The organism is Weissella muntiaci, assembly GCF_008107635.1.
In the GTDB taxonomy this organism is placed as follows: domain Bacteria; phylum Bacillota; class Bacilli; order Lactobacillales; family Lactobacillaceae; genus Weissella; species Weissella muntiaci.
Genome location: NZ_SDGZ01000030.1, coordinates 19,246 through 46,119, shown reverse-complemented (window position 1 = coordinate 46,119; position 26,874 = coordinate 19,246). Strand labels below are relative to the sequence as shown.

Genomic DNA, 26,874 nt, shown 5'->3' with positions numbered 1-26,874 from the left:
GAAGGCACCCAGTGATGGGTGTCTTTTTTGTAAAAAATTGAGGTAAGATAATGGCTGAATTAACTGAAAATACGAAACGAATAATTAGCGTGTTACAGGATTTAAAAGATGGTGAAGTGGTAAGTTACCGCGATGTTGCCAACCTGGCTGGTATTCCACGTGGCGCAAGGCAGGTGTCAAGAGTCCTGCACGGGCTATCTGATGAATATAAGCTGCCTTGGTGGCGGGTTGTGCGAGCTGATGGCAGAATCGCTTTGCTGGGTGACGGACGAGATGAGCAGATTAAGCGTTTGAATGCAGAAGGCATTACGGTTAATGAACAAGGAAAGATTCAGAAAATTAAAAAATAAACGCTTCCCGTACTTTGAGGCGTACCAGAATAGTTGAAGCAACTTTTGGGTACACTTCGTTTTTTGGGGAAGCGTTTATTTTATTTAAAATTGATAATTTGATCATCAGCTGGGTTATAAGTTTGCAGAAGCAAAGAACTCAGATGAATTTCATATAATGTCTCAGTGGCTGGTTTGTGAGCTGACATGAAACCTTTATTATTTTCAAAAAGTTGATGAACGTCTGCCCAAGACTTAGATGATTTGATCATCTTAGCACGGTTAGAACCCATACGCATGCCTGTCTTTAAATCAACTGGTGTGATTAGCGCGATCTTGTTGTTCTTTTCAACTTGACGAGTTTTTAAAGTATCAGCATTAATTGAGAAAACATACCAAATACTGGCATCATTTTCGTCAACAGCGAATGATACGATCCGGCTGCTGGGTTTGTTGTCCTCTGCAGTTGACAGATAAACCAATCCGTATGACGAATCGATAAAATTTTGATAGCTAGACATAATACATTCTTCTTTCAAGTAGGATCATAGTGCTTACTTGGTCAATTATAAAGGATATGATATGGCTTTTAAATACCTTTGATTAGAATGTCTTCCTTCGCGTGAACAAGCGCTGTTAGCAAATCATTGTAGGGTGTTGGAATTCCGTATGCTTGACCTTTACGCGAAATTGCTCCATTGATGTAATCAACCTCAGTATAACGATGATTTTGAATTAAATCTTGGTACATTGAAGGGAAATGAAGGCCAATTCCAGCCGGGTCAAACGTTTTTTCAATATTGGCAACGAGTTCATCGAGGTCAAGAACAATTGATTCGGCCGCCGCAACGGCAACAAATTCACCAATTAATTTTTTGATGATATCTAATGCTGTATGCGTATTACCGATTGTTGTAATGTTGGCTTCCAAGATCGTCGATAAGGTATTTAAACTTGCATTAACGGTGGCCTTCTTATAGATCTCATAGCGAATGTTATCGGAGTAGCGCGCATTCAACCCAGCTTCCGATAATATTTCGGCCAACTTGTGGGCGGTTTCTTCTTGACCAGGTGCAATGTTTTGTAAAACGACCGAACCGCTACCTAATAATTTAATTTGACCAGGACCGATTAATTCTGCCGTCCACATTGTATTACCGATAAAGATATTCTCAAGCGGTAGATATTGCTTAATAATGTCTTCGTGACCAATACCATTAAGTAGGACAACCACTTTAGTATCGTTTGTAAGAAGTGATTTAATGTCCTGTAACATGCCCTCAAGTTGCATTGCTTTGGTAAAGACAATGACTAATTGAACAGGTGGTTGTTGTTCAAGGTTTGTTTGACTGACAATCGGCAGATCCACGGTCATATCGGTACCATTAAAGTTTGCTTGTAAACCATGCTGTTTAATCTGGTCGATGTGCTCTTCCCAACCATCAATTAAGAGAACATCATTTCCTGCCTGATGAAGCATCAGCCCGAAGCGACTACCCATGGCACCAGCGCCAGCAATTGCGATTCGCATATTTAATTTCCTCCATTGTTTTTCTAACTCTAATTATATGGTAAGTCACCTTTTAATGAAATTATGTTATATTGAATAAAAAATACAGGTGGGTCGATGGAATGAAGATCATAGTTCAACGGGTTACAAAAGCTTCAGTTACAACTGATGAAAAAGTGATTGGGAAGATTGGAATTGGATTGTTATTATTGGTGGGAATTGGACCGGATGACACGATCTTTGATTTAACATATGCCGTACGCAAGATAACAAATTTACGAATATTTTCGGATCAAGCCGGTAAAATGAATTTGTCAATTCAGGACATCCATGGCGCGGTTCTGTCTGTTTCACAGTTTACACTATATGCTGACATCAAGAATGGAAATCGACCTAGTTTTACCAAGGCTGCCGAGCCCACACTTGCTGAGCAGATGTATCAACAATTCAATCAAATGTTAAAAGAATTTGTGTCAGTTGAGCAAGGTCGTTTTGGAGCGAATATGGCAGTTGAATCCGTGAATGACGGGCCAGTAACGATAATCTTAGACACTAAAGATGCATCAGTCTGAGAAAGGTGTACCATATAGTGTAAGCTAATAAAGGGGGAAATGGTGATGAAGATTGTATTTTCAGATGCAGCGAAGGAACGAGTTGAACGAGATTTAGAGCCGAATAAGGCATTAGTATTAGATTTCGATGATGGTGTCGGTCCGTTTTCTGATGAAGCGACATGCACGTTAGATGTGGCCTTTAATTTAATTGTTGTTGATCCTGAAAAAATAAGTAAGGACTTTGATGAGACGGTACCAAGCAATCTTGGACAAGTCTATGTTAAAGGATACGCTATAAATCAGTTGGATGAGAATGCATCAATTGATCTTGATAAGTATCTTCGCTTTCAGTTAAAAGGGGATTCAGGAATGATTGATCCTAATATGAGCTTGCAAACACGATAGAAATAAAAAAACATCAGGCAATTTGGAATTGTCTGATGTTTTTTATAGGATTGAAACAATCCCCAATCCGATGATTGTAAAAATGATAAAGAAAATTGTGTTAATGTAAGCAAAATATTTTGCAAAGCCTTTAGCCTCACTTCGAGCGGCGACCATGATAATCTTATATGAAATCAAGGTTGCCATCGAAGCTACGACCGTACCAATTCCGCCAATATCAGCACCTAGTAGGACTGACATACCATGAGTAGTGAATGGTGAAATTAGGACGGTTGAAGAAATGTTGGAGATAACTTGACTAACTAGGACGGTTCCCAGAAATGAAGTATGTGGTCCAACGAAGGCCGCTGAGATTAATTCTGTAATTGGTTTAATACTAACGATGTTTCCAACAATCAGGAAGAAACAAACGAATGTCAACAATAGGTGATAGTCGACCTCGGCAAACAACTTAGGTTTGTGGAAGAGAACAACTACTGCTGTAATGGCAGCGGCATACATATAAGAGATCCAACCGAAGACGGAAGCAGCCATTAAGGCCATTAGTAACGTATACAATGTTGCTTCGACCTTATCAAAAGCGTCAACTTGAGTGTTAATAGTAAAAGGCTCATTACTGATAAAGAATTGAACCGCTAAATTTAATACGATAAATCCAGCGATAAATAATAACCCAGTTCCCTTGAAAAATTCAAGGTTGTTCATATGAAAAAATGAATAGGCATAGAGATTATGCGGATTACCAAATGGAAACAGTGAGGATCCAAGGTGAACAGCCGGTAAGATGAGGGCTGCGCCAATGTAGACACTGCGACGATCGGTAACATCTTTTGTAATTGTTAAATAAAGAGGTAGAACCGTTAAGATGGTTAAATCGTTAGTAAAGAAGATTGCCATAAAGAAGGTTAACATAGTCGTAAATCTTACGAGCTGACGCGTCGTTTGACTACGTTTAACTAGCGATTGACCCATATAACGAAGTAACCCGGTTGACTTAAATCCACCGATAACTAGCATTAACCCAAATACGGTGAAGATCACCTTATAATCAAAAAATTTAGTTTCAAAACGGCCAAAAATGACCGAGATAACGGCCAAAATAAATGCTACCAAGAAGACTTTATCTTTCCAAAAAAAGTCTCTAACATCAGCCATTAGTGGAAATGAGCCACGTTCTGTAACTGGATTATCCATAATATCCTCTTTAAAAAGTTTCTTTCAAATATCATTCACGTCGGTTATATTAACGTTTTACCCACAGTGGACTATTTTACTCTGATTACAAGATTTTGAACAGACCCTAAAATTGATAAATTCCATTAAAGTTTGGGGAAAATATTGATGTTAATTTGCGCAGTTAAAAAAGTCTTGCAAAAAGATTGTATATTGGTTATTATAAATAACGTTGTTAAAGTTATATTTGTTTTGGACGTTTAGCTCAGCTGGGAGAGCACCTGCCTTACAAGCAGGGGGTCACAGGTTCGATCCCTGTAACGTCCATTGTTAAAAGGCCGGATGATTTCGATTTTGAAATTATTCGGCCTTTGCTTATTCGTTTGACTTGAGTAATATTTGAAGCTTTTTGTTTTTATGGGTCAATTTACGCTATAATTTATAATATCAATATATTAGGAGTGATATCCCATGGGACGCTGGTTTGGACTGATTTTTATCGGCTTGGGCATTTGGCAATTTTTTGCGGGTGGCCAAGGAATTAGAAAATATCGTGGAGCTCGCGATAAATCGACGCTTGGTGGTAAATTGGCGCACGTGCTTTTTACCTTTGGTATTGGATTAATCCTGATTGTTTGGGGTTTTATTGTATTATTCATAAAAAAATAATTTAAAGGTGGATTTAGGAAAATGAAGAAACGTGACCGTCTTACAAAGAAAATTGCTGCTCGTTTAACTCGTGATGTTGAATTGCAACTGAAGCGAGGGGAGATTCATGTCGAATTGCTGAATTCTGCGGAAGAGCTAGATGCAATTTTGGCAGATGAAAAGTAGTTAATTGTTAACTCAGTTGAATAAAAAGGGCGAATAAGCATTAGTCTTATTCGCCCTATGTTAGTTATAGCCTAGAAGAACCAACCATAAGGCGCTTTTTTGGCAAGTTGTTCAACGGCAAGTTGGTGTTGAGTGTTGTACATTTGAGGTAGTGGGGTGATTGGCACATAGGTGAGTTGAAGCGTCTCATCACCATCAGCGTGAAGTTGCCCGCCAAGAGCGGTAACTTCGAATAGGAACATGGGGATTTGAGCTTGATCACCATTTGGAAAAGTATGGTGAAAATTGGTATCAACACCGATTAGCTTTGATACGGAAACGTCTAGACCAGTTTCCTCCTTGAATTCACGAACCATTGATTCGGGGGCGGATTCGCCAAGGTTTTGCAGACCACCAACTAAGCTCCAGCCAGTCGAGTCGTCACGGCGACGTTCCATTAGGATTCGCTGACGACTTTCATCAAACAAAACGCCAGCAACACCGGGCATAATGATTTCGTCATGTCCAATTTTCTTACGAAGTTGTTTAAAATATGCTTCCATAACCATATAGATATGCCCTCTTTTTTAACTTTTATTATACAAGAATTCTCGGGAGGATAAAATGACGTCAAAAGGTTCAATTAAATCAAATGATTTTTCGCGAGGTGCGAATAATCACGGTAATGTGACACAAGAGCAAAAGAAGGCAGCACGAGCAGCGCTATTAGAAAAGGCACGTAAGCAAAGCCAAAAGTAAGGATAGAAAAAGAGAGGTTCTTATAATGACAACATTTTCAGAGCGCATGTTAGATGAGCTGGCTAGTGGGCAACTCGATGAAGCTAAGAAATCCTATGCGTCGGCGTTACGCCATGATGATGATGAGACAATTTACTCCTTGGCTGAGGAATTATACGGATTAGGTTTCGCCACACAGGCTAAGCGGGCGTATGAAAACTTATTAGCAAAATATCCAGATGAGGATCAATTGCGAACGGCGCTCGCTGATATTGCGATTGATGAGGACGAGACGGATCTAGCATTGGACTATTTAGCAGGGATCACTGCCACTTCTGATGCATACGTGGAAGCATTGTTGGTAATGGCAGATTTGTACTCGTCAGAAGGCTTGGTAGAATCAGCTGAAAATAAGCTAATTGTTGCAAAGCAGGTTGCTCCAGATGAACCAATCATTGATTTCGCATTGGCGGAGCATTACTTCTCAACGGGTAAATATGAACAGGCAATTCCGTATTATCGTGAGCTTCTGGCGGCTGGTGAACGTCGCTTCTCAGGACTGGACATTGCTTCGCGGATCGGGGTTGCGTATGCGTTGACTGGTGAGAATGAGACGGCCTTGGGTTACCTTGAGCAGATTAAGGCAACCGATTTAACACCGGATGTTCAATTCCAATTGGCAATGTTGTATGCAGCAGATGAAGAGCAGAGTGAACGTGCGATTAAAGCTTTGGAAGAGTTGCAAGAGCTTGATGCATCGTATGGTGGACTATATGAACCTTTGGGACGCCTTTATGAAGATAAAGGTGATCTTGATCAGGCTTTGATTACCTATCAGGCTGGAATTGCGACCGATGCATTTAACATTGCTTTAATTGTAAAGGCGGCTCGAACAGCACAAAGTTTGGGACAAATGGAAGTCGCCGATGATTTGTATCGTGAAGGTTTGATAAATAATCCTGGTGACTTAGCCTTGACGCTAGGCTATTCGAATTTGATGGTAGCATTGCATGACCATATTAATAATATTAATTTACTGAGCCAATTCCTGAGTGATGATGACGCAGAAGTTGATCCAACGATTTATTGGAATTTAGCACAAAGTTATCAAGCGTTAGAAGACTTTGAGATGGCAACCAAATATTGGAATGCGGCGCTGCCATTTTACCTGGATAATGCGGATTTCTTGCGTCAAGCTTACTTTTACTTCCGTGAGGAGGGTGAGTTAGCATTAGCTGATCAAGCAATCAGTAGCTACTTACAAATTGTGCCTGATGACACAGAGATGCTTGCGTTGTATGATGAAAGCAAGAATGATTAATCATTCTAATTTCTTCTAGGAGTTTTATTATGGCAAGTGAGAAGTTACGTGTTTACCTAGCGGGTCCTTTCTTTTCTGATGGACAGATTGACCGTTTAAAGAAGGTTGGAGCAGCTTTGGAAGCGAACCAACATATTGGCTATATCTTTGAGCCGATGGAAAACCAAAATGACGAGATCGTTAATAAGTACGGTAATGGTGTTTTGGCTGAAGCGATGCATACCAAGGAATGGCAAACAGCAACTTTTGATTCCGATGTTCGTCAAATTAATCAAGCTGACTTGATTGTTGCTGTATTGGACTTTGATAAAGAAGCTGGCAATGTTCGTCCAGATGAAGGTACGATCTGGGAAATTGGATATGGTCATGCTCAAGGTAAGCCAGTGATTATGGTTCAATTTGATGAAGAGACGGATGAGCCACTTAATTTGATGTTGACGATGTACACGGCTTATTTCCGTGGAGAGAAGAACATCATTGATGGGCTAACTAACTATGATTTCTTATCACTTCCTTACAAAGAAGCTGATCGAGAAGTATTTTAAAAAATAAGATTTGTACGCCAGCGTGGTTGTTAGGATCAATTTGATTCTATAAACGCTGGCGTTTTTTGTTTTGTAAATATTTGTTAAACTAGAAGCAATAGAAAAGATTATTGGAGTTATTAATGGACGCAGTACACCTATCGAAACGCTTAGAAGCAGTTGCAAAGTTTGTTCCAGAAGGAACCCGTTTGGCAGATATCGGTTCTGATCACGCTTATTTACCTGCAAATTTGCTACTAAATCAGAAAATCGCCTATGCCATCGCCGGTGAGGTTGCAGTCGGTCCATATAAAAACGTACTTGAAGAGATTGAGCGCCATCGTTTAGGGCAAGTGCTTGAGGCAAGATTGGCAAATGGATTGGCTGCAATAACGCCGACCGATGAAATCGATGTAGTGACGATTGCTGGTATGGGGGGGCATCTGATTGCCGATATCTTAGCTGCCGATTTCAAGGATGATAAGCACTATGCAACATTAATTTTGCAGCCCAATACGGATGTTGATTTGGTCAGACGTTGGCTAATGGAACATGGTTATCATTTGCAAGAAGAGACCATGATTTATGAAGATGGTCATTACTATGAGATTTTGGTGGCAGTAATTGGGAAAATGCACTTGGATGAGCAAGCACTGAATTTTGGGCCTTACAATCTGGAGCGGAAACCAAGTATTTGGCGTGAATATTGGTCTAAGGAACTTAAAAGGCGAGAAAATATTACGGCACAGCTTATACAGAAAAAGAAGGCTGACACGTCTGCTTTTGAGAAATATCAAGAGCAGATTAAAGCAATTAAGGAGGCGTTAGATTAATGCAAGCAGCAACATTAATTGCACAAATTGAGCAATATGCACCTAAGGCGTTAGCTTGGGAGCGTGATCCAATTGGAATACAGTTAGGTAATCCAAATCAAGAAATTGCGAGGGTTATGACGACTCTTGACGTACGGCCAGAAGTAGTTCAAGAGGCGATTGATTTAGGGGTTGATTTTATCTTTGCGCATCATCCAATGATTTTTAAGCCCACTCGAAATTTAGATTTAAGCAACCCTCAGAATAAAATGTATGCAGATTTAATCAAGCATGATATTGTCGTGTACGCGGCGCACACTAACTTGGATGCAGCAACGGGCGGGATGAACGACTGGTTGGCAGAGGCGTTGAAATTAAGTGGTGTGCGTCCGTTGGTCGCCAATCCTGATGGTAAAACTGGCATGGGGCGCATTGGTGAACTCGAACAACCAGTGACAGTAAGGGAATATGCAGACTTTGTAAGAGATTTATTTAATGTGCAAGCGGTTCGAGTAATCGCGAATGATTTGGAACGTCAGATTAAGACGATCGCTGTGCTTGGTGGGGATGGTGGATCAGAATATCCATTAGCAATGCAGGCTGGTGCGGATGCTTACGTGACCGCTGACTTTTATTATCACCGAGCACATGATGTTTTAGCAGATGATTTTGTGGTAATTGATCCGGATCATCATATGGAAGCGATTGCCAAGGAAAAATTAGTTACACTGGTTAAGCAATGGCAAAAGGATTATAATTGGAACTTAATAGACGTAATCGCTTCCAAAATCAATACGGATCCATACACCTATATTTAACAAATTTGAGAGGTTATTTTTATGAGTGAAACAGCATATCCTAAGTTAGTTGATCGTTTTGTAGGTTACGTAAAAGTAAATACACGATCAAACGAAGATTCAGAAACAATTCCATCAGATCCTAAGGAAGTTGCATTCTTGAAGGACCTTGCAGAGGAATTGACATCAATCGGACTAGAAAACGTTCGGACAATGTCTGACGGTTATGTTTTTGCAGAATTAGCTTCAAACATTGACGCAACCGTACCGACGATTGGCTTTATTTCACACGTTGACACAGCAGATTTCAACGCGGAAAATATTAATCCTCAGTTTGTTGAGAATTATGACGGTGTTTCGGATATTAAGTTAAATGATGATTTCACATTATCACCAAATGACTTTGCATCTTTGAAGAAGTATGCGGGCCACACATTAATCACAACAGATGGAACTACGCTGTTAGGTGCTGATGATAAGGCTGGAGTAGCCGAAATTGTAACGATGGCCGAACATTTGGTGGCACATCCCGAGATTAAACATGGTAAGTTAGTCTTCGGTTTCGGACCTGACGAGGAAATCGGAATTGGGGCAGACAACTTCCACGTTGCAGATTTTGGGGCAGACTTTGCCTACACAGTTGATGGTGGACCATTGGGTGAACTAGAATGGGAGACCTTCTCGGCGGCAGGGGCAGTGATTGAGATTCAAGGATTAAATGTTCATCCAGGCTCAGCTAAGGATATTATGGTGAATGCCTTGCAAGTTGCAATGGACTTGCATGCACAACTTCCTGAGGGTGCCCGCCCAGAAAAGACTGAGGGGCGTGAAGGCTTCTTCCATTTGTTGAGCCTTGAGGGAACTCCAGAGTCAGCAAGTATGGCTTACATTATTCGTGATCATGAACGAGCAGTCTTCGAGGAACGCAAGGATTTGATGGCGTCAATTGTCGATAAGATGAACAAGGAATTCGGTGTTGATCGAATCAAATTGACAATGAAGGATCAGTACTACAACATGGGTGAGATTCTAAAGGACGATATGACCTCGGTTAATTTGGCTAAGCAAGCCATGGAAGAGCTTAATATTAAGCCAATTATCGAACCAATTCGTGGTGGAACAGATGGATCAAAGATCACCTTCTTGGGCCTTCCAACACCAAACCTATTTGCCGGTGGTGAAAACATGCACGGACGCTTTGAATATGTGTCAACCAAGGTAATGCAACAGGCCGTTGATACGTTATTGCAAATCAACGCCTTAAATGTACGCGGATAAGAATTATAGACTAAAGGTTGAGTTTACTTGAAAAAAGTTGCTCGATCTTTTTTATTTGTCCGATGAAGAATGGTTTCATGTTATCATTATGCAAGAATAAATTTAATGGTGTGAGTGTAACTCACACGGCAATTAAGGAGCAAAAATGCGTCTAAGAAATAAAAAATGGGCTCGACCATGGTTGGTAGAACATGCTGACTTAGTGATTGATCAGGAACATGCTGTTGCGTTACAGGGAAAATGGCAAACAATTTTTGCAGCAGAGCAACCAATCCACGTAGAAATCGGTACTGGTAAAGGCCAATTTATTATTGGGATGGCCAAAAAATATCCGTCAATTAATTTTATTGGGATGGAAATTCAGGACTCGGCAGTTGCAGTGGCGGCACGTAAGGCTTTTGATGATGAGACTGACCTGCCCAATCTGAAATTTATCTATGGTGATGGTGCAGGTGTGGAGACATACTTTACAACTGGTGAGGTTAGCAAGATTTATTTAAACTTCTCTGATCCATGGCCTAAGACGCGACATGAAAATCGACGACTAACCTATAAGAGCTTTTTGAGCGGATATCAAGCAGTGCTGCCAAAGGGTGGTGAGCTAGAATTCAAGACCGATAATCGGGGACTTTTTGAATATTCCTTATATAGTTTTGCGCAATATGGAGTAACGTTTATGCCTGATGGATTATCTTTAAATCTACATCAGGACAGTGAAAAGATGCTCGATAATGTTGAGACCGAGTATGAACAAAAATTTTCAGAGCAAGGGTTCCCAATTTATAAATTTACTGGGAGCTTTGATTAAGGCTTTGCTAACAAAATAGATTAAAAAAAGACCGGATATGTTCCCGCTAACTTAGTAGGATTCATTCGGTCTTTATTTTGTAAAATTTTATTGTGGAAGTACAGCTGGTGCTTCTGTATAAATGGTGATTATTACTTGGTTCTTATCGAGTTTCCAGACTCCTTCAGCACCATAATTAATTTGTGATTGGGTTTGAGCGGCTAGAAAGCCAGTTTCCAAATCGAACGAGGCCGCATCATTTTCGTAAAGACGCATATCAATAATCTCGCCAGCTAGAATCCAAACTTGCTCGGTTTCTTTCTGTGACTCGATTGTTAGAGAGCCAAAACCGGCGTCTGAAAAGAAACGAATGATATCGGCGATTCCATGCAGATCAATGGTGCGAGCGAGCGACTTGCCCGCCCAATATGTAATCTCACTGTGATCTTCCTGTAAAATGTCTGGAAGGACACGATCACGTAGAACTGTAAGTGAGAAGGCGTTTAAACTATTAGTTGAGGTTAGTTCTTCAGCCACAAGGAGCTCCTTTCGCGCAGGCTGCGCTTTTACATATAATATAATAATCACAAGTATAACGAAAAACTTTCAAATTTGCCAACAATTTATCAGACGTGTTACAATGATGTTTCGAAAGGAAGGGCAGCGATATGACGTTACCTGATAATTCGTTGGTTAACTCCACATTGGGGTTAATTAATGGTGATATCTTTGCACAACAGTTGGCCGGAAACTCAGCATACGTTTGGGGCGCAGATAGCGCATTAACCCTTGCAACGATTGCTAGTTTGAGTCATGGGTATAATTTGCAAGATATCATGAATCGGTTTGAGGATTGGTATGTTAATGGAGCGTATACTGCTGAGCATAAGCCACAGAGCTTGAGTCGAGTAAGCCGCGCTGCTTTTGAACAATACAGAGAGCATCAAGACCTGTACGCTGCAGGGAGCCGTCTCGAAGGTGATACAACCAATGGCGCATTGATGCGGATCACGCCTTTAGTAATTTACTTAGAAGCAAATTATGGACGGGACTTTATTATTGATGACCCTGCAATGCTTATTTTACATCAAGTTGGGGGGTTAACCCATAACCAACCACGTAGTTTGATTGCGCTAGGTTTATATGCAATGATTTTAAACCGTTTGATGAGTGGTTATAAGTTGATTGAAGCAATTGATGCCGCAATCGGCTTGGCATATGAATATTACGCTAATGTTAGTTCATTCGTTGATGAGCTTGAAGCTTTTGAACGTTTGAATACACCAGACTTTGCGAATATGGCTTTGGAAAATCTCTCAGCCTCTGAAGACGTGATTGAAACACTAGAAGCTGTAATTTGGGTTCTTGTGAATTCAGAGAGTTTCCAAGATGCACTTAATTTGGCAGGGCAAATTAAAGGGAATCCTAGTCAAATTTTGGCACTAGTGGGGGCGGTTGCTGGTATCATTTATGGGCATGAGCAACTTCCGAAATCCTGGATTGATGATACCGAATATGCCGATGTAAAGAAAATTCTGGCACAGGCAAGTAAGAGTGGATACTTTGAGATCGTTAATTGATCCTGATATAAAAAGAACGATATCCGATTAATGGGATATCGTTCTTTTTTTGAAATTAGACGAGATGTGTCGAATCCGAGTATTTTATTGCAGAATTGTTAAGAAACTGATACATCGGCTGTTGCTTAGGTATGTTATAATTTTGCAATAGGATATATTAGATTCGCAGGTAGAGCAAGTAGAAACATTTCGAGTTGATGAGAGGAATGCTACCGGGATCCTAATGCTACCTATATTATGTTTGTGTAAGCAAACCGCGTGGCAGTGTTAGGCGCCAACTTAAAGAGGTAATGAGCTAGATGATCATTGCAAACAGGGTGGTACCGCGCATTGGCGTCCCTGTCTGTAATTGATTGTCTTTTTTTAATTTAAAATAAGGTGGTTTTTGTAGAAATGAAAGAATTATCATCAGCAGAAGTTCGATCAATGTTTTTGCGCTTTTTCGAAAGCAAGGGGCACAGTATTGAACCTTCTCAATCTTTGATTCCAAAGGATGACCCCACGCTCTTGTGGATTAATTCTGGTGTGGCAACTTTGAAGAAGTACTTCGATGGTACGATTGTGCCTGAGAACCCACGTTTGACAAATGCTCAGAAGTCAATTCGGACAAATGATATTGAGAATGTTGGACATACTGCGCGTCATCACACGCTTTTCGAAATGATGGGTAATTTCTCAATTGGTGACTATTTTAAGGCTGAGGTCATTCCATGGGCCTGGGAACTATTAACTAGTCCTGAATGGTATGATATGGATCCTGAGAAATTATTTGTAACAGTTTATCCTGACGATACTGAGGCTAAAGAGATATGGCTGAACGTGGTTGGATTGCCAGCGGATCATCTTTATGAGGAACCTGATAACTTTTGGGATATTGGTGAGGGACCATCTGGTCCGGATACAGAGATATTCTACGATCGCGGTGTGGAATTTGATGCGGCTGACGCAAAAGAAAATTATCCCGGTGGTGAAAATGAGCGTTATCTCGAGATATGGAATATCGTTTTCTCTCAGTTCAATCATTTGCCTGGATTGACTAGCAATAAAGATTATCCAGAATTACCACATAAAAATATTGATACGGGAATGGGGCTAGAGCGTGTTGTTTCGGTCTTCCAAAATGCAAAAACCAACTTTGAGACCGATCTGTTCATGCCAATCATTAAAAAGACTGAACAAATGTCAGGCCAATATAAGTATGGTCAAGACCCAGTCAAGGACATTTCATTCAAAGTAATAGCTGATCATGTTCGTGCAGTAGCCTTTGCTATTGGCGATGGCGCACTGCCTTCGAATGAGGGGCGTGGATATATCATTCGACGTTTGCTTCGTCGTGCTGTATTGCACGGACGTAAGTTGGGGATTGATCAACTATTCTTGAAGGATCTAGTTCCCGTTGTTGGCGAAATTATGGCGTCCTATTATCCAGAAGTATTGGAAAATGCGGGCTATATTGCTTCTGTCGTTGAGGCAGAGGAGGTTCGTTTCAATAAGACGCTTTCTGACGGGCTTTCACTGTTGGATGGCGTTATTGCAGAAGCTCAAGCCGGCAATGGAGTTATTGCCGGTGAAATCGCCTTCAAACTGTATGATACCTATGGATTCCCGTATGAATTGACTCAAGAAGCCGCCGAAGAGGTTGGGCTTACGGTTGATCGTGCAGGATTTGATACTGAGATGAAGGCGCAACAAGATCGGGCCCGCGCGGCACGATCAAACAAAGCATCAATGGGTATTCAAAACGCTTTGTTTACCGATCTTAAAACAGAATCAAGGTATGTCGGTTGGTCAGAACTAACAGTGGCCGAAAGTACATTGACTGACTTAATCGTTGACGATGAATTAGTTAATGCTACCGAAAGTGGTACGGGCTTGGCAGTCTTTTCGGTTACTCCATTCTATGCTGAAATGGGTGGACAGGTTGCGGATCGTGGTGCAGTTATTGATGAACAAGATCATTTAGTCGCGCGAGTTGTTGATGTACAGCGCGCGCCAAATGGTCAGCACTTACACAAACTTGAATTGGTCGGTGAAATTAAAGTAGGGGCTAAGTATAAGTTAGTTGTCGATCAAGCTTATCACGCTGCGGTTTCAAAAAATCATACAGCAACTCATTTACTTGACCAAGCATTACGTAATTTGCTGGGTGAGCATACGACGCAAGCCGGTTCATTAGTAACTGAAGACTATTTACGGTATGATTTTACCTACAACGGAGCCGTCTCAACTGAGGACTTACAGAGAATCGAAGATCTTATTAATGACAAGATTATCGAGAATTTACCTGTTTCATGGGTTGAAACTGATCTTGAGTCAGCGCAGAAGCTCGGTGCTGTGGCGGTCTTTACTGAGAAATATGGAGAAACAGTTCGAGTAGTTTCAATTGGTGATTTCAACGTTGAGTTTGACGGTGGGACACATGCAAATTCAACGGCCGAGCTGGGGATGTTTAAGATTGTAGCGGAGCAAGGAACAGGTGCTGGCGTTCGTCGGATTGAGGCGGTAACAGGTCGTGGTACAATGAATTATCTAAAAAACCATGATCAACTATTGAACAACGCTGCACAACTGGTAAAAGCACCACAGGTCTCGGAAATTGGTGATAAGATTGTTGCTTTGCAAAACTCACTGAAAGATGCTAAGCAACAGGTTGCAACTTTAGAGTCCAAGATCGCCTCTCAAGCAGCATCAGCGGCCTTTGATGATGTTAAACAGGCTGGTAACTTTACGATGATTACTGCAGAATTGGCAGTTGAATCAATGGGTGCTTTAATGGAGACGGCTGATAATTGGAAGCAGAAGTATCCGTCTGATGTACTAGTTTTGGCGGCTAATCTTGGCGATAAAGTTAATCTAATGGTCAGTGTAGCTCCTGATGCAATTAAAGCGGGTGTAAAGGCTGGTGACTTGATTAAGGCGATTGCCCCAGCAGTAGATGGTGGCGGTGGCGGACGACCTGAGATGGCTAAAGCGGGCGGAAAGAACCCTGCTGGAATTAGGGATGCATTCGAACAAGCTAGTGAATGGTTGTCAAATAGATAAGATTGATTTAGAATAGAGAACCCCTAAGGAGGTTGTGCATGAGCAATTTTGAAAACACGCAGACAAATGTTTTTAATCTAGGTGCTAATAACGAGCAAGACGTTCGTGAGACACTGAAGGTTGTGTACCATGCTTTGGAAGAGAAGGGTTATAACCCTATTAATCAAATTGTAGGATATTTGATTTCGGGTGACCCTGCTTATGTACCACGTGCAAATGATGCGCGGAATTTGATCCGTAAATTTGAACGTGATGAGATCATTGAAGCATTGGTCAAAGATTTTTTGGAAAAATAGTTGAATAGTATGAACTTAGATCAGCGAACGATAGTTTGCTGATCTTTTTTTATTGAAACCGCGGCTAAGAAAAGTGTTATACTAACAATAAGTAAGAGAGGTGGATTGAAAGATGGAACTAAGAATAACTGATTTAGCAATGGAGAAGATCGCGCCAGTTTTGAATAAGACACCAAATCGTAGATTAGTCTTAATGTTTGATGATGGTGTTTCACCATATTCCGTGACTGCTGAAGGAGCAATGCAAAATTCATTGGTAGTCTTAATCGTTGAGGAAAATCAACCACTATTACCATGGTTTGATTTAGAGATTGATTCTAATTATGGTAAAATCCCAGTTAAGAGTTATGCGAAGGATTATTTGGGTGAACATATGATTCTTGATGTGACCGACTTTGGTGGGATGGTTATTAGTAGTGAACAAGGAGTGTTGGATGATACAGTTGTTGTTCGCGATGGAACGACTATGGGGCACTAGAAATCGAGCAGGAGTTATTGTTAGCTGACTCTTGCTCGATTTTTGTTGGTTTTTATCAGGAATTCTTGTAATATTAGTATTACTAACTGTTACAAAATAATTTTCAGAGGAAGGTTTGTAAATCAAATGCGAATATTGGGACTAGATGTTGGTTCACGAACCGTTGGCGTAGCGGTATCAGATGTTTTGGGCTGGACAGCCCAAGGTGTTGAGATCATTAGAATCAATGAAGATGAAAAAGAATTCGGCCTAGAACGGATGGCTGAGCTCGTTGCAAAGTATGAACCAAGTGGTTTTGTGCTTGGTTTACCGAAAAATATGAATAACACAATTGGACCAAGAGCCGAGGCGGCTCAGTATTATGGCGAATTGTTGAAAGAAAAATTTAACCTGCCAATTGATTTTCAAGATGAACGCTTGACAACAGTTGAGGCAGAACGTATGTTGGTTGAGGAAGCAGACACATCACGTAAAAAGCGCAAGCAAGTGATCGATAAGTTGGCTGCAAGTTTAATTTTGCAAAATTACTTGGATCGTAAAGGTCCACTAGTAAAATAAGAGGTGTTTTAATATGAATGACGAACAAGATGTAATCACATTAACTGATGATCAAGGTAATGAGACGCTATATGAAGTTTTATTTACCTTCCATTCTGAGGAATACAACAAGAACTACATTGTATTATTTCCTGCTGGCACGCCAGAGGATGAAGAAGTTGAAATGTTGGCATATATTTATGATCCCGATGAAGTTGAAGCAGATACAGAGGGTGAATTGATGCCAATTGAAGACGATGAAGAGTGGGAAATGGTTGAGGAACGTTTAACGCAGTACCTTGACGAGGCCGAATAATTATTTGATAACTACCGGGGAATTTCTGTACCTTGAGAAATTACTCGGTTTTTGTTGTAATCAAGGAGTTGAGAATGGCAGAAAATGAAGCAGAAATTTATGTATTAGAAGATGAAAACGGTGATGAGGTTGAGTTTACTGAACTTTTCTCCTTTGAATCAGATGAGAACGGAAAGACCTACATTATTTTGCAGGCACTTGATCCGGAAGTTGATGGCGTACTCGCGTACACAATCAATCCCGCCGATGAAGCGGGTGAACTGATACCCATTGAAACTGATGCAGAGTTTGATATGGTCGAAGAAGTTATGGCGACGATTTTGAACAACCCTGAGATCTAATAACTTGATGAGTTAGCTGTGTAATTGAATTATGCAGTTGGCTCTTTTTTTTGTTTTTTTGACAAATTGAATTGCTGGGTAGTCTTGTTAAAGTAGAGGTCAAATAAACTAAGGATAATTTTGAATTGATGGATTTTAAAGGAGGCTCCAGATGATGTGGAAAGAATATTTTGTACAATATCGTCGCTGGATAGCGCTTTTTTTTGTGATGCTCGTCCTAGGTGGGGTGTTCCTTTTAAAGACGTCTAATGGGCGGAAGCTTGAACCACAAGGGACAATTAAGCCAAAAAGTTCGCTGAGGTCTGCAATGTCAGAATCACATCACTCGAAGAATAAAAAAATTGCGATTGATGTTAAAGGCCATGTTGTCAACCCAGGCGTTTATTTTTTTGAAACGAATCCGATGGTCCTAAATGTAATTAAGGCCGCTGGTGGTTTTAAGGCGGGTGTGAACGATGCACGATTGAATTTAGCGGTTAAACTACATGATCAAGCGGTGATCTACGTTCCACATGGTGATGATGAGGTTCCGGCTGATTATCCGATTCCAGGAATCAAAGTTCAACAGACTACTCGAACAGATCAGAATGTAATCAATATTAATCAAGCAAATGCAACGGAGTTGACTCAATTACCGGGGATTGGAATTAAGCGGGCGGAAGATATTATCGCTTTTCGGCAAACTAAAGGCCCCTTCAAAACAATTGAGGCGTTAAAGAGTGTTTCGGGGATTGGTGAAAAGATTTTTGCTCGAATAAATGCGCAGATTACAGTATGAAGGTTGGTTTTTTGTTGACACTGTCAGGGAGTGTGCTAGGAATTAATTGCCTAATCATTGGACAATGTTGGTGGGGTGTTTTATTGGTAGGCTGGTTTCTAGCACTGCTATTTTGTCATTTTAGAACGCAATTTTGGCGGGGGATTTTGACATTCATTATTTGTGGTGGTTATTTTGCATGCAATGAGCTCCAGTGGCGACAAGTTCGTATGGAAAAACAAGCGCAAACCCAGAAATTAATCAGTCATGCTGAATGGTATCAGATTAAAGCGGGTTATCTGCGAGGGTATGGATTTACCAAGGCGGGATTGGGTATAAAAATCACCGGCCCAGTGGATCGGGATATTGCCGACAAATTACGAGCCAATCAAGGAAATATCGAATTAGTAGTAATTGGTCGGTTAAATAAGCTGGTTGCTGCCAGCAATCGATACGGATTTGATGAAGCGAACTATTGGCGAATTAGAAATGTAACACATCAGATGAAACTGGATCAAGTTAGCTTGATATATTCAAAAAAAGGTGGATTGGACCGTTTGCTCTGGTTAATTCGAGATATACATTACCAATTGACTAAATGGTTCGAAACCATGCCTGGAATTTTAAGTGACTATGGACAAACCCTTCTTTTGGGGCATGTACCAGAAAACTTCTATCAGAACAATATGGAAATATCCACATTAGGCTTGGTGCATTTATTTAGCATTTCTGGCTATCAGGTGACACTGTTGAAGAGAGTATGGGGAAGGATTGCTCGGTTATTTTATTTAGTTCGAGAAGAACGATTGATTATTGGGCAAGGGATAATCTTCATGTTGGGAGTGTTTGCAGGTGAGGCGCACGCCTTAGTGCGGGCGGTTGTAAGTGGTATCGTTGAGAATTGGTGTGAATTACATTGGATAAATTTGCATAAAAAGGACGTTTTTGGGCTGAGTTTGATGGTTTCATTGTTGTTAAAACCAACATTACTTTTGCAGTTAGGTGGTCAGCTGTCATTTCTTTTGGCATGGGGATTAATATGGCAAAAGACAGGATCAGCAACGAGAACTAGTTTTTTACTGGCAATACTAATATCACCGATCATCATCTGGCATACATATAGTTGGACACCAATTTCGATAATCGTTAATTGCTTCGCGATTCCAATCTTTTCGCGTGTTGTGATACCACTAACCGTAATTGGAACAATTGCCAGAATTTTTGATGTTAAGGCGTTGGTCATGTTAACTAACGATTTATTGGGCTATGGGCAGTTGTTGTTGCAAATAATCGCCAAGTTTGCTGGCAAAATTATTTTTGGACAACCGCCAATCGCCTTGGTATTCGCAGCTTTGATAGTGGGATCTTTTTTGTTAATCAAAGTTCGTCGATTGTATTTCGGGTTATTGGTTTTGATTGGGCTTTTGGCTTATAGTTATCAGAGATTGCTTCCTATTGGTCATGTTACCTTTTTTGATGTTGGGCAAGGGGATGCGACATTGATTCATAGACCTTATGAAGGTGTCATTTTAATTGATGTCGGTGGGAAACTTCAATTCGGCAATCGGCGGCGATATCAACGTAATTTTGACGTTGAGCAAATGCTGAAATATTTGCATGCAAAAGGGATTGATTGCTTGGACCATGTTGTATTAACACATCGGGATTTCGATCATGTTGGGAATTTTACAGATTTGGCAAAGCAAATCCGAATAAAAAACATCTATATTCCAGCAGGCATGTCATGGCAAAAATCGTATCAGGGTCAGCGAGTGCATGAGGTTCAGGCTCCGCAAGAACGGGTTTTTGGTGACTTTCTATACCCTTTTCAAATTGGTACAGGGCGGAATGAAGATTCGCTGGTAGTCCGTTTACAAGTTGGACCACAAACACTATTAGCAATGGGGGATTTGGACCGGCGTGGGGAGCTAGCTATTAAGAGCGCTTATCCAAATTTGCAAGCGAATATTATTAAATTAGGCCATCATGGCTCAAAGACAAGTAGCGCTAGAACATTTATCAGGGCGATCAAGCCGAAGATTGGAGTGATTTCCGCTGGTTTTGAAAATCGATATGGGCATCCGCATCTGGAAACGCTCCGGACGGCAAAACAGGCCCGACTTAAACTTTTTTCAACGGCAAATCATGGTATGATTGAATACAATTGGCTTGGCAATTTTACATGGTGGGAGGTAAAGTTAAGTGGCAGTGACACTAGATACAATAAAGGCCGCACTTGGACGAAATGAACACGCACCAATCTATCTAATTCAAGGGACTGATCAGTATTTGTTGGATCAAGCACGAATGATGTTCACGAACTTAATTGATCCAGCAGATCAAACTTTGAATTTGGGGCAGTTTGATTTGAGTGAAACGCCATTGAGCGCCGCTTTGGATGATGCTCGTGCAGTACCATTCTTTGGTGAATTTCGCGTTGTAATATTGGACAACGCTTATTTTCTGACGGGCGAGAATTCTAAAAATAAAATTGAGCATAACCCTGATGAAATGTTGGAATATTTACAACACCCGGAACCTCAGACAATCTTGGTGATTTTTGCGCCCTACTCAAAACTTGACTCGCGCAAAAAAGTTGTAAAACAATTGAAAGAACGAACTGAGTATCTTGCCTTTGGTGACTTAACTGAGCGAGATATTCAAAAAATGATCTATTCACGATTGGAAAAAGAGAATTTCAAGATCGAGAAGGATGCATTAGAGGAATTAATTCGGTTAACGAACATGTCATTGACTCAGATCATGTCAGAACTTGATAAATTGAGCCTGTACGCCGCTGATAGTAAGGTTATTGACCTGACAGCCGTTGAGGCCTTAGTGACGCGCACTTTGTCGGAAAACATCTTTAATCTGATTGAAAATTTATTAGCAGGGTCCTTAACCAAGGCTGTTCAACTTTATCACGAACTGGTTTTATCCGGTGAGGAGCCATTACGGTTACATGCTGCTTTGGTAGGGCAATTCCGGCTATTAATCCAGGTTAAGTCGTTACAGCAAAGCGAACAGGCAATTGCAGGGGCATTGAAAGTACATCCATACCGAGTTAAGCTCGCTAAAAAGACGGTTCGTAATTTTTCCTTTAACGCGCTTTCAAAAGCTTATCTGGGGCTCGTGGCAATGGAAGAACAGTTGAAGTCGACCCAGCGAGATCCAGAATTATTGTTTGAACTGTTTGTATTGCGTTATCAACATGATATTGCGGGCTAGTAGGCCGAATTTATTAAATATCCTTGCATTTTTGTGTATTTCTGTGTAAACTACTGGAAGTGCTTATTAAGCACATATCTTTGACCTATTTCTGCGTTTGACGGTTCACCGTCGTCGTACGCGGATTTGGGCGACATTTTATAAGAAAGGTGGACATTCTAATGGCTATTTCTGCACAACGCAAGAATGAAATCATTAAAGAGTTCGCACGTCACGAAGGTGATACTGGTTCAGTTGAAGTTCAAGTCGCAGTTTTGACTGCTGACATCAACGAGTTAAACACTCACATGTCAGAGCACAAGCATGACTTCCACTCACAACGTGGTTTGATGAAGAAGATCGGTCACCGTCGTAACTTGTTGCGTTACTTGCGTAACAACGATGTACAACGTTACCGTGAGTTGATTCAAAGTCTTGGTTTGCGTCGTTAATTTTAACGTCACAAATAAAATACTGAACATTTATCATTGGAGGGAAAAGCGATGCCTATTATCGAGTCATCAATCCAACGTGCCCGTTTGAACAAGATTCAACGCGAACGTAACGTCTCACAATTAAGTGCATACCGTACTGAAGTGAAGAAGTTCCGCAAGGCCGTTGAAGCTGGATCAGACAACTTGCAAGAGTTGTTCTTGAACGCTTCATCTGCTCTTGATCGCGCTGCATCAAAGGGCTTGATTGCTAAAAACAAAGCTTCACGTGACAAGTCACGTTTGGCTGCTTTGCTAAACAAGTAATCAACGTTGATAAAAATACCAATTTTATTGGTTAAAAGGACAAGATCATTTTGATCTTGTCCTTTTTTTGCGTCATATTAATACATTTATCTAGGTGAATTTAACACCTTTTGATGAGCAATCTATCAAAAAAATACTGAGTTATGGTATAGTAAAAGAAACAAAAAAACGTTTGGGTTGTGCTGACCCGGAAAAGAAATGAGATTAATATGACAACAACTTTAAGCATTATGCCCTTTGGTGGTGTACGTGAAAATGGAAAGAACATGTACGCAGTTACCGTAGACAATGATATTTTTATTTTGGACGCTGGTCTGAAATATCCCGAAAGTGATTTATTAGGGGTAGACGTAGTTATTCCTGATTTCGCCTATTTGATTGAACATGCTGATCAAATTGCGGGTGTCTTTTTAACGCACGGGCATGCTGATGCAATTGGTGCTTTGCCTTACTTGCTTTCTCAGATTCAGGTACCTGTGTTTGGTTCAGAGTTAACAATTGAGCTTGCAAAACTGGCTGTTGATGCAGAACCAGAAGCTAAGGGCTTTGAGGATTATCATGTTGTTCGTGGAAATTCTGAGGTTTCATTTGGTGATACGGTCGTATCGTTCTTTGAAACGACTCATACAATTCCCGAATCATTAGGTGTGGTGATTGAGACGCCTGTTGGAGAAGTTGTATATACCGGTGACTTCAAGTTTGACACAACGGCATTGCCATATTATCAAACAGACCTTTTACGCTTGGCTGAGATTGGTCAAAAGGGTGTAGTTGCCTTACTTGCTGACGCTGCTGGAACCGCAACTTATGGGACCGCTGCACACGAGGCCGATCTGGCGGCTTACATTTTGGACGCTTTCCGACACCATCATGGGCGGATTGTCGTTGGTGCAGTAGCATCAAATATTCAACGAATTCAACAAATCATTGACGCCGCGTTTAAGGTTGGTCGTAAGGTTGTTCTTTCAGGTAATGACTTGGAGAAAGTTGTCCGGACGGCTTTGCGTTTGAAGAAGCTTTCATTGCCAATGCCTGAAAACGAAATGTTCGTTTCTATTAAAAATTTGAGTAAACTAGAACCAGAAGAAACTGTTATTCTGGAAACCGGTCGAATGGGTGAGCCAATTCGTCATCTGCAAAGAATGGCCTTGGGTGAGGATCGAAACATTAAGATCACTGAAGGTGACCTCGTATTCATTACAACAACTCCATCGACTGCGATGGAAGGCTACGTTGCTCGAACGCGTGATATGCTTTTCCGTGCGGGCGCACAAGTTAAGCAAATTTCAACTGATATGAAATCTTCAGGACATGCGTCAAAGAATGATTTCCAGTTATTGCTTAATTTATTGAAACCTAAGAATGTAATTCCAATTCAAGGTGAGTATCGTGTGTTGAACGCAGCATATAATGCAGCAAAAGAATTAGGTTATACGGACGAGAATACTTGGTTATTAGCTAAGGGTGATAATCTAAGATATGATGACGGACAGATGCACTTGGGTGGTTCGATCCAGGTTGGCTCGACGATGATTGATGGATCAGGAATTGGAGATATTGGTTCAATTGTCCTGAATGATCGGCGTATTCTATCTGAAGATGGAGTCTTCATTGCAGTCGTAACGATCGACCGCAAGAAGAAGAAGGTGATTGCAAAGCCTAAGCTTGATTCACGCGGCTTTGTGTATGTAAAAACTTCCCGCGATTTGATGCGTGAAGCTGCTACATTGGTTGAGACAGCCGTTCAAGATGGGATTAAGAACAGTAAAGAGTTTGATTGGGGTAATTTAAAGAGCTCTGTGCGTGATGTCTTGGGTAAGTTCTTGTTTGAGCAGACTCGTCGCCGCCCTGTGATTTTGCCTGTTATCATGGAAGCAAATCAAAACGGTCGTCGTCGTAAGCGTGTGGGAAATAAAAACACGCCTGTCACAAATGGTAAGCCACAAAAGTCAGCAAAAAAGCCCGATGATGGTAAGCCAAAGAATGATGCGAAGGCCAAAAATGATGCGAGTGAAGGCAATGTGAAGAAGAACCGCCGTCCGCGTAATCGTAAGCCAAGGCAGCAAAGTGAAAACGGCGAAAACAAGAATGCCGAACAAAAATAATAATTAATTCAGAAAGTCATCTAAAATAATAGGGCCCGTTAAGGTGTTATTATTTTAGATGACTTTTTATTCTAAGGAGATAAGCAGATATGGACGTTGAAATACTGGCAGAAATTTATGTGCAAAATCGTTCGATTGAAATTAATCGACAACTAGTGACAGCGCTATTGGCGGAGCAGCAATATGCAGAGGCACTCAATTATGCAAATGATTTACCAGAAGCGTATGTAGCGTCTGATTTCCAATTAATTTATCTTGATCTCTTATTACATGAGGCGGAATTCATTTTGGCACGCGAATTTATCAATTTGTTAGACAATTCTAAGGGTTTGATTGAGCGAATTGAACAAGCAGAGCTGAGCTACCGTGTTGATTTTCCGGAGAGTATCAAAAAAATCAGTCGAGATTTTTATCATTTATCGGAGTATCCACTTAATGAACAAGCAGACAGACTGAAGCATGCACTTCGATTGCCCTTGGCAGATTTCTTGGTTGGTGCCAAGTTTGTTTTGATTGATCCATTTGGCAGTCAAGTTACACGAACAAATATTTTGGATCATTTGAGGCGCGTTGAGCTAGCTGAAATGGTGACCTCTTTGTGGTTCGATCAGACTGAGCATCAATTCAAGCCAGTTGAATTGCCAGATTTGTTTGAACAGCCAGTTCGATTAGCCGTTCGAAAAGAAATCAGCCTGCTGAATGATCCAGTGATGGAACGTAGTTTGGAACAAATTAATCAGTATATTATGATTAACCTCTATCCCTTTGCAGCAGATGTGATTTTAGATGTACCAAAATGGGTGCAGGGACTACTTGCTAATTTGCTGGGCGATGATGATCAGTTTGACCTCAAAAGCCAGTCCGATATTCGGCGGGCAATCCTTGGAACACTCGATAATTTAGCCTAATTGGCTAAAAATAAAAAATTTTTAAAGTATTTTAAGTAAATTCATTTACAATGAGCTTATGTTTTTATATAATAACAACAGCTTCCCACGGGGAGACAACAAGATAATAGATTTTCGCATCGAGTTGTTTATGTTCTGTGAGGAATGTAGTATAATTATTAGAAGCAACTTTAAGTTGGTCTGATAAGAGACTTACTTGCGAAAATTAGGAGGATAAGCTTTTGGCTAAGGAAACATTCGAGCGCACTAAGCCGCACGTTAATATTGGTACTATTGGACACGTTGATCACGGTAAGACAACTTTGACTGCCGCTATCTCAAAGGTATTGGCTGACAAGGGATTGGCTGAGCAAGCTGATTTCGCAGCGATTGATGCTGCTCCAGAAGAGCGTGAGCGTGGAATCACGATCAACACTGCTCACATCGAGTATTCAACTGAAGCTCGTCACTATGCTCACATCGACGCCCCAGGTCACGCGGACTACGTTAAGAACATGATCACTGGTGCTGCCCAAATGGACGGTGCTATCTTGGTTGTTGCTTCTACTGATGGTCCTATGCCACAAACTCGTGAGCACATCTTGTTGGCTCGTCAAGTTGGTGTTGATTACATCATCGTATTCTTGAACAAGACTGATCTAGTTGACGACGAAGAGTTGGTTGACTTGGTTGAGATGGAAGTTCGCGAATTGTTGTCAGAATATGACTTCGATGGTGATAACATTCCTGTTCTTCGCGGATCAGCTTTGAAGGCTTTGGAAGGTGACCCAGAACAAGTTAAGGTTATCGAAGAGTTGATGGATACTGTTGACTCATACATCCCAACGCCAGATCGTGATGTTGATAAGCCATTCTTGATGCCTGTTGAAGATGTATTTACGATCACTGGTCGTGGTACTGTTGCTTCAGGTCGTGTAGATCGTGGAATCATCAAGTTGAACGAGCCTATCGAAATCGTTGGATTGAAGGAAGAGCCTCGCGCAACTGTTGTTACTGGAATCGAGATGTTCCGTAAGTCAATGCAAGAAGGTCAAGCTGGTGATAACATCGGTGCTTTGTTGCGTGGTGTTGATCGTACTGAGATCGAGCGTGGTCAAGTTTTGGCTAAGCCAGGTTCAATCCATACACACACTAAGTTCTTGGCTGAGGTTTATGTCTTGACTAAGGAAGAAGGTGGACGTCACACTCCATTCTTCACTAACTACCGTCCACAATTCTACTTCCACACAACTGATGTTACTGGTGTAGTTCAATTGCCAGAAGGTGTTGAGATGGTTATGCCTGGTGATAACGTTACATTCGATATCGAATTGATCGCGCCAGTTGCCATTGAAAAGGGATTGAAGTTTACTGTTCGTGAAGGTGGCCGTACTGTTGGTGCCGGAACTGTTTCAGAAATCAAGGACTAATTTTAATTAATTAGAATCCCCTTGTTACCGTAATTGGTAACATTTAGAAAACTCTACTGTTCGCAGTAGAGTTTTTTTTGTATAGTATTAACAGAAGGG

General features: G+C 40.9%; 32 protein-coding genes and 1 tRNA gene. 28 read left to right on the top strand and 5 right to left on the bottom strand.

The features are described from left to right. The first annotated feature begins 50 nt into the window (after window positions 1-50). Window positions 51-350, top strand: coding sequence for an MGMT family protein (locus ESZ50_RS11400; RefSeq protein WP_148624074.1), 300 nt, complete (start codon window positions 51-53; stop codon window positions 348-350). Between the two features lie 80 nt (window positions 351-430). Here the strand turns inward: ESZ50_RS11400 and ESZ50_RS11395 are convergent, their stop codons facing one another. Together ESZ50_RS11395 and ESZ50_RS11390 are read right to left on the bottom strand one after the other, a co-directional pair. Next, window positions 431-850, bottom strand: a complete 420-nt coding sequence (locus ESZ50_RS11395) for a pyridoxamine 5'-phosphate oxidase family protein (protein ID WP_148624073.1) — start codon at window positions 848-850, stop codon at window positions 431-433. A gap of 68 nt (window positions 851-918) precedes the next feature. Further along, window positions 919-1,860, bottom strand: coding sequence for a 2-dehydropantoate 2-reductase (locus ESZ50_RS11390; RefSeq protein ID WP_148624071.1), 942 nt, complete (start codon window positions 1,858-1,860; stop codon window positions 919-921). 101 nt (window positions 1,861-1,961) lie between these two features. On the opposite strand from ESZ50_RS11390, the gene dtd reads away from it, so the two are divergent. Together dtd and ESZ50_RS11380 are read left to right on the top strand one after the other, a co-directional pair. Continuing rightward, on the top strand, window positions 1,962-2,411 hold the full coding sequence (gene dtd, locus ESZ50_RS11385) for a D-aminoacyl-tRNA deacylase (RefSeq protein WP_148624069.1): 450 nt from the start codon (window positions 1,962-1,964) through the stop codon (window positions 2,409-2,411). 45 nt (window positions 2,412-2,456) lie between these two features. Then, on the top strand, window positions 2,457-2,798 hold the full coding sequence (locus ESZ50_RS11380; protein ID WP_148624067.1) for an iron-sulfur cluster biosynthesis family protein: 342 nt from the start codon (window positions 2,457-2,459) through the stop codon (window positions 2,796-2,798). A gap of 42 nt (window positions 2,799-2,840) precedes the next feature. Here ESZ50_RS11380 and ESZ50_RS11375 read toward each other — a convergent pair whose 3' ends face one another. Further along, on the bottom strand, window positions 2,841-3,992 hold the full coding sequence (locus ESZ50_RS11375; RefSeq protein WP_148624065.1) for an SLC13 family permease: 1,152 nt from the start codon (window positions 3,990-3,992) through the stop codon (window positions 2,841-2,843). A 233-nt stretch (window positions 3,993-4,225) separates the two neighbouring features. On the opposite strand from ESZ50_RS11375, the gene ESZ50_RS11370 reads away from it, so the two are divergent. From ESZ50_RS11370 to ESZ50_RS11790, 3 genes are all read left to right on the top strand, one after another. Continuing rightward, window positions 4,226-4,298 (top strand) — tRNA-Val (locus ESZ50_RS11370). A gap of 144 nt (window positions 4,299-4,442) precedes the next feature. Continuing rightward, window positions 4,443-4,640 carry a hypothetical protein gene (locus ESZ50_RS11365; RefSeq protein WP_148624063.1) on the top strand — a complete coding sequence of 66 codons (198 nt, stop codon included), beginning with the start codon at window positions 4,443-4,445 and terminating at the stop codon, window positions 4,638-4,640. Between the two features lie 21 nt (window positions 4,641-4,661). Next, a complete protein-coding gene (locus ESZ50_RS11790; protein WP_187387638.1) occupies window positions 4,662-4,805 on the top strand; it encodes a hypothetical protein in 144 nt (47 codons plus the stop codon). A gap of 71 nt (window positions 4,806-4,876) precedes the next feature. On the opposite strand, the gene ESZ50_RS11360 is transcribed toward ESZ50_RS11790, so the two are convergent. After that, window positions 4,877-5,353 carry an NUDIX hydrolase gene (locus ESZ50_RS11360; RefSeq protein WP_148624061.1) on the bottom strand — a complete coding sequence of 159 codons (477 nt, stop codon included), beginning with the start codon at window positions 5,351-5,353 and terminating at the stop codon, window positions 4,877-4,879. A gap of 55 nt (window positions 5,354-5,408) precedes the next feature. On the opposite strand from ESZ50_RS11360, the gene ESZ50_RS11955 reads away from it, so the two are divergent. The 7 genes from ESZ50_RS11955 (at window position 5,409) to trmB (ending at window position 11,062) form a co-directional block, all read left to right on the top strand. Beyond that, complete coding sequence (locus ESZ50_RS11955; protein ID WP_281282900.1) at window positions 5,409-5,543, top strand: hypothetical protein; 135 nt, start codon at window positions 5,409-5,411, stop codon at window positions 5,541-5,543. A 25-nt stretch (window positions 5,544-5,568) separates the two neighbouring features. Further along, window positions 5,569-6,843, top strand: coding sequence for a tetratricopeptide repeat protein (locus tag ESZ50_RS11355; RefSeq protein ID WP_148624060.1), 1,275 nt, complete (start codon window positions 5,569-5,571; stop codon window positions 6,841-6,843). A gap of 29 nt (window positions 6,844-6,872) precedes the next feature. Next, window positions 6,873-7,388, top strand: coding sequence for a nucleoside 2-deoxyribosyltransferase (locus tag ESZ50_RS11350; RefSeq protein WP_148624058.1), 516 nt, complete (start codon window positions 6,873-6,875; stop codon window positions 7,386-7,388). A gap of 122 nt (window positions 7,389-7,510) precedes the next feature. Next, the gene (locus ESZ50_RS11345) at window positions 7,511-8,200 is read left to right on the top strand and encodes a tRNA (adenine(22)-N(1))-methyltransferase (RefSeq protein WP_148624056.1); all 690 of its coding nucleotides are present in this window, start codon (window positions 7,511-7,513) and stop codon (window positions 8,198-8,200) included. Then, window positions 8,200-8,997, top strand: coding sequence for a Nif3-like dinuclear metal center hexameric protein (locus tag ESZ50_RS11340; protein WP_148624054.1), 798 nt, complete (start codon window positions 8,200-8,202; stop codon window positions 8,995-8,997). Before ESZ50_RS11345 ends, ESZ50_RS11340 begins: the two co-directional genes overlap by 1 nt. A gap of 21 nt (window positions 8,998-9,018) precedes the next feature. Continuing rightward, window positions 9,019-10,254 carry a peptidase T gene (gene pepT, locus ESZ50_RS11335; RefSeq protein WP_148624052.1) on the top strand — a complete coding sequence of 412 codons (1,236 nt, stop codon included), beginning with the start codon at window positions 9,019-9,021 and terminating at the stop codon, window positions 10,252-10,254. Window positions 10,255-10,399: 145 nt separating this feature from the next. Further along, complete coding sequence (gene trmB / locus ESZ50_RS11330) at window positions 10,400-11,062, top strand: tRNA (guanosine(46)-N7)-methyltransferase TrmB (protein ID WP_148624050.1); 663 nt, start codon at window positions 10,400-10,402, stop codon at window positions 11,060-11,062. Window positions 11,063-11,149: 87 nt separating this feature from the next. Here the strand turns inward: trmB and ESZ50_RS11325 are convergent, their stop codons facing one another. Continuing rightward, window positions 11,150-11,578 carry a DUF2507 domain-containing protein gene (locus ESZ50_RS11325; protein WP_148624048.1) on the bottom strand — a complete coding sequence of 143 codons (429 nt, stop codon included), beginning with the start codon at window positions 11,576-11,578 and terminating at the stop codon, window positions 11,150-11,152. Window positions 11,579-11,709: 131 nt separating this feature from the next. On the opposite strand from ESZ50_RS11325, the gene ESZ50_RS11320 reads away from it, so the two are divergent. The 15 genes from ESZ50_RS11320 (at window position 11,710) to tuf (ending at window position 26,775) form a co-directional block, all read left to right on the top strand. Then, window positions 11,710-12,621 (top strand): ADP-ribosylglycohydrolase family protein, encoded by a 912-nt coding sequence (locus ESZ50_RS11320; RefSeq protein WP_148624046.1) that lies wholly within the window; start codon window positions 11,710-11,712, stop codon window positions 12,619-12,621. Between the two features lie 393 nt (window positions 12,622-13,014). Continuing rightward, window positions 13,015-15,663, top strand: coding sequence for an alanine--tRNA ligase (alaS, locus tag ESZ50_RS11315; protein WP_148624044.1), 2,649 nt, complete (start codon window positions 13,015-13,017; stop codon window positions 15,661-15,663). 38 nt (window positions 15,664-15,701) lie between these two features. Next, window positions 15,702-15,959: an IreB family regulatory phosphoprotein gene (locus ESZ50_RS11310; protein ID WP_148624042.1), complete on the top strand. Its 258-nt coding sequence runs from the start codon at window positions 15,702-15,704 to the stop codon at window positions 15,957-15,959. 112 nt (window positions 15,960-16,071) lie between these two features. Next, window positions 16,072-16,437: an iron-sulfur cluster biosynthesis family protein gene (locus ESZ50_RS11305; RefSeq protein WP_148624040.1), complete on the top strand. Its 366-nt coding sequence runs from the start codon at window positions 16,072-16,074 to the stop codon at window positions 16,435-16,437. A 126-nt stretch (window positions 16,438-16,563) separates the two neighbouring features. Further along, on the top strand, window positions 16,564-16,995 hold the full coding sequence (ruvX, locus tag ESZ50_RS11300) for a Holliday junction resolvase RuvX (protein WP_148624038.1): 432 nt from the start codon (window positions 16,564-16,566) through the stop codon (window positions 16,993-16,995). A 13-nt stretch (window positions 16,996-17,008) separates the two neighbouring features. Further along, window positions 17,009-17,290 carry a DUF1292 domain-containing protein gene (locus tag ESZ50_RS11295; protein ID WP_148624036.1) on the top strand — a complete coding sequence of 94 codons (282 nt, stop codon included), beginning with the start codon at window positions 17,009-17,011 and terminating at the stop codon, window positions 17,288-17,290. 74 nt (window positions 17,291-17,364) lie between these two features. Continuing rightward, window positions 17,365-17,631 (top strand): DUF1292 domain-containing protein, encoded by a 267-nt coding sequence (locus ESZ50_RS11290; protein ID WP_148624034.1) that lies wholly within the window; start codon window positions 17,365-17,367, stop codon window positions 17,629-17,631. 151 nt (window positions 17,632-17,782) lie between these two features. Further along, window positions 17,783-18,409, top strand: a complete 627-nt coding sequence (locus ESZ50_RS11285; protein WP_148624032.1) for a helix-hairpin-helix domain-containing protein — start codon at window positions 17,783-17,785, stop codon at window positions 18,407-18,409. Between the two features lie 209 nt (window positions 18,410-18,618). Beyond that, a complete protein-coding gene (locus ESZ50_RS11280) occupies window positions 18,619-20,637 on the top strand; it encodes a ComEC/Rec2 family competence protein (RefSeq protein ID WP_187387637.1) in 2,019 nt (672 codons plus the stop codon). Further along, the gene (holA, locus tag ESZ50_RS11275; protein ID WP_148624028.1) at window positions 20,591-21,616 is read left to right on the top strand and encodes a DNA polymerase III subunit delta; all 1,026 of its coding nucleotides are present in this window, start codon (window positions 20,591-20,593) and stop codon (window positions 21,614-21,616) included. The genes ESZ50_RS11280 and holA overlap by 47 nt, the downstream gene beginning before the upstream one ends. A gap of 161 nt (window positions 21,617-21,777) precedes the next feature. Next, window positions 21,778-22,047 carry a 30S ribosomal protein S15 gene (gene rpsO / locus ESZ50_RS11270; protein WP_148624026.1) on the top strand — a complete coding sequence of 90 codons (270 nt, stop codon included), beginning with the start codon at window positions 21,778-21,780 and terminating at the stop codon, window positions 22,045-22,047. Window positions 22,048-22,098: 51 nt separating this feature from the next. Then, window positions 22,099-22,353 carry a 30S ribosomal protein S20 gene (rpsT, locus tag ESZ50_RS11265; RefSeq protein ID WP_148624025.1) on the top strand — a complete coding sequence of 85 codons (255 nt, stop codon included), beginning with the start codon at window positions 22,099-22,101 and terminating at the stop codon, window positions 22,351-22,353. A gap of 209 nt (window positions 22,354-22,562) precedes the next feature. Next, window positions 22,563-24,458 (top strand): ribonuclease J, encoded by a 1,896-nt coding sequence (locus tag ESZ50_RS11260; protein WP_148624023.1) that lies wholly within the window; start codon window positions 22,563-22,565, stop codon window positions 24,456-24,458. A gap of 89 nt (window positions 24,459-24,547) precedes the next feature. Continuing rightward, window positions 24,548-25,366: a hypothetical protein gene (locus ESZ50_RS11255; RefSeq protein WP_148624021.1), complete on the top strand. Its 819-nt coding sequence runs from the start codon at window positions 24,548-24,550 to the stop codon at window positions 25,364-25,366. A gap of 221 nt (window positions 25,367-25,587) precedes the next feature. Beyond that, entirely contained in the window at window positions 25,588-26,775 is a 1,188-nt protein-coding gene (gene tuf / locus ESZ50_RS11250) for an elongation factor Tu (protein ID WP_148624019.1), read from the top strand. Window positions 26,776-26,874: the final 99 nt, after the last annotated feature.

Excerpts from the sequence above, each read along its gene's own strand:
- ESZ50_RS11400 (WP_148624074.1), top strand. The coding sequence starts at position 51 with ATGGCTGAATTAACTGAAAATACGAAACGAATAATTAGCGTGTTACAG.
- ESZ50_RS11395 (WP_148624073.1), bottom strand. The coding sequence starts at position 850 with ATGTCTAGCTATCAAAATTTTATCGATTCGTCATACGGATTGGTTTAT.
- ESZ50_RS11390 (WP_148624071.1), bottom strand. The coding sequence starts at position 1,860 with ATGCGAATCGCAATTGCTGGCGCTGGTGCCATGGGTAGTCGCTTCGGG.
- dtd (WP_148624069.1), top strand. The coding sequence starts at position 1,962 with ATGAAGATCATAGTTCAACGGGTTACAAAAGCTTCAGTTACAACTGAT.
- ESZ50_RS11380 (WP_148624067.1), top strand. The coding sequence starts at position 2,457 with ATGAAGATTGTATTTTCAGATGCAGCGAAGGAACGAGTTGAACGAGAT.
- ESZ50_RS11375 (WP_148624065.1), bottom strand. The coding sequence starts at position 3,992 with ATGGATAATCCAGTTACAGAACGTGGCTCATTTCCACTAATGGCTGAT.
- ESZ50_RS11365 (WP_148624063.1), top strand. The coding sequence starts at position 4,443 with ATGGGACGCTGGTTTGGACTGATTTTTATCGGCTTGGGCATTTGGCAA.
- ESZ50_RS11790 (WP_187387638.1), top strand. The coding sequence starts at position 4,662 with ATGAAGAAACGTGACCGTCTTACAAAGAAAATTGCTGCTCGTTTAACT.
- ESZ50_RS11360 (WP_148624061.1), bottom strand. The coding sequence starts at position 5,353 with ATGGTTATGGAAGCATATTTTAAACAACTTCGTAAGAAAATTGGACAT.
- ESZ50_RS11955 (WP_281282900.1), top strand. The coding sequence starts at position 5,409 with ATGACGTCAAAAGGTTCAATTAAATCAAATGATTTTTCGCGAGGTGCG.
- ESZ50_RS11355 (WP_148624060.1), top strand. The coding sequence starts at position 5,569 with ATGACAACATTTTCAGAGCGCATGTTAGATGAGCTGGCTAGTGGGCAA.
- ESZ50_RS11350 (WP_148624058.1), top strand. The coding sequence starts at position 6,873 with ATGGCAAGTGAGAAGTTACGTGTTTACCTAGCGGGTCCTTTCTTTTCT.
- ESZ50_RS11345 (WP_148624056.1), top strand. The coding sequence starts at position 7,511 with ATGGACGCAGTACACCTATCGAAACGCTTAGAAGCAGTTGCAAAGTTT.
- ESZ50_RS11340 (WP_148624054.1), top strand. The coding sequence starts at position 8,200 with ATGCAAGCAGCAACATTAATTGCACAAATTGAGCAATATGCACCTAAG.
- pepT (WP_148624052.1), top strand. The coding sequence starts at position 9,019 with ATGAGTGAAACAGCATATCCTAAGTTAGTTGATCGTTTTGTAGGTTAC.
- trmB (WP_148624050.1), top strand. The coding sequence starts at position 10,400 with ATGCGTCTAAGAAATAAAAAATGGGCTCGACCATGGTTGGTAGAACAT.
- ESZ50_RS11320 (WP_148624046.1), top strand. The coding sequence starts at position 11,710 with ATGACGTTACCTGATAATTCGTTGGTTAACTCCACATTGGGGTTAATT.
- alaS (WP_148624044.1), top strand. The coding sequence starts at position 13,015 with ATGAAAGAATTATCATCAGCAGAAGTTCGATCAATGTTTTTGCGCTTT.
- ESZ50_RS11310 (WP_148624042.1), top strand. The coding sequence starts at position 15,702 with ATGAGCAATTTTGAAAACACGCAGACAAATGTTTTTAATCTAGGTGCT.
- ESZ50_RS11305 (WP_148624040.1), top strand. The coding sequence starts at position 16,072 with ATGGAACTAAGAATAACTGATTTAGCAATGGAGAAGATCGCGCCAGTT.
- ruvX (WP_148624038.1), top strand. The coding sequence starts at position 16,564 with ATGCGAATATTGGGACTAGATGTTGGTTCACGAACCGTTGGCGTAGCG.
- ESZ50_RS11295 (WP_148624036.1), top strand. The coding sequence starts at position 17,009 with ATGAATGACGAACAAGATGTAATCACATTAACTGATGATCAAGGTAAT.
- ESZ50_RS11290 (WP_148624034.1), top strand. The coding sequence starts at position 17,365 with ATGGCAGAAAATGAAGCAGAAATTTATGTATTAGAAGATGAAAACGGT.
- ESZ50_RS11285 (WP_148624032.1), top strand. The coding sequence starts at position 17,783 with ATGATGTGGAAAGAATATTTTGTACAATATCGTCGCTGGATAGCGCTT.
- ESZ50_RS11280 (WP_187387637.1), top strand. The coding sequence starts at position 18,619 with ATGGAAAAACAAGCGCAAACCCAGAAATTAATCAGTCATGCTGAATGG.
- rpsO (WP_148624026.1), top strand. The coding sequence starts at position 21,778 with ATGGCTATTTCTGCACAACGCAAGAATGAAATCATTAAAGAGTTCGCA.
- rpsT (WP_148624025.1), top strand. The coding sequence starts at position 22,099 with ATGCCTATTATCGAGTCATCAATCCAACGTGCCCGTTTGAACAAGATT.
- ESZ50_RS11260 (WP_148624023.1), top strand. The coding sequence starts at position 22,563 with ATGACAACAACTTTAAGCATTATGCCCTTTGGTGGTGTACGTGAAAAT.
- ESZ50_RS11255 (WP_148624021.1), top strand. The coding sequence starts at position 24,548 with ATGGACGTTGAAATACTGGCAGAAATTTATGTGCAAAATCGTTCGATT.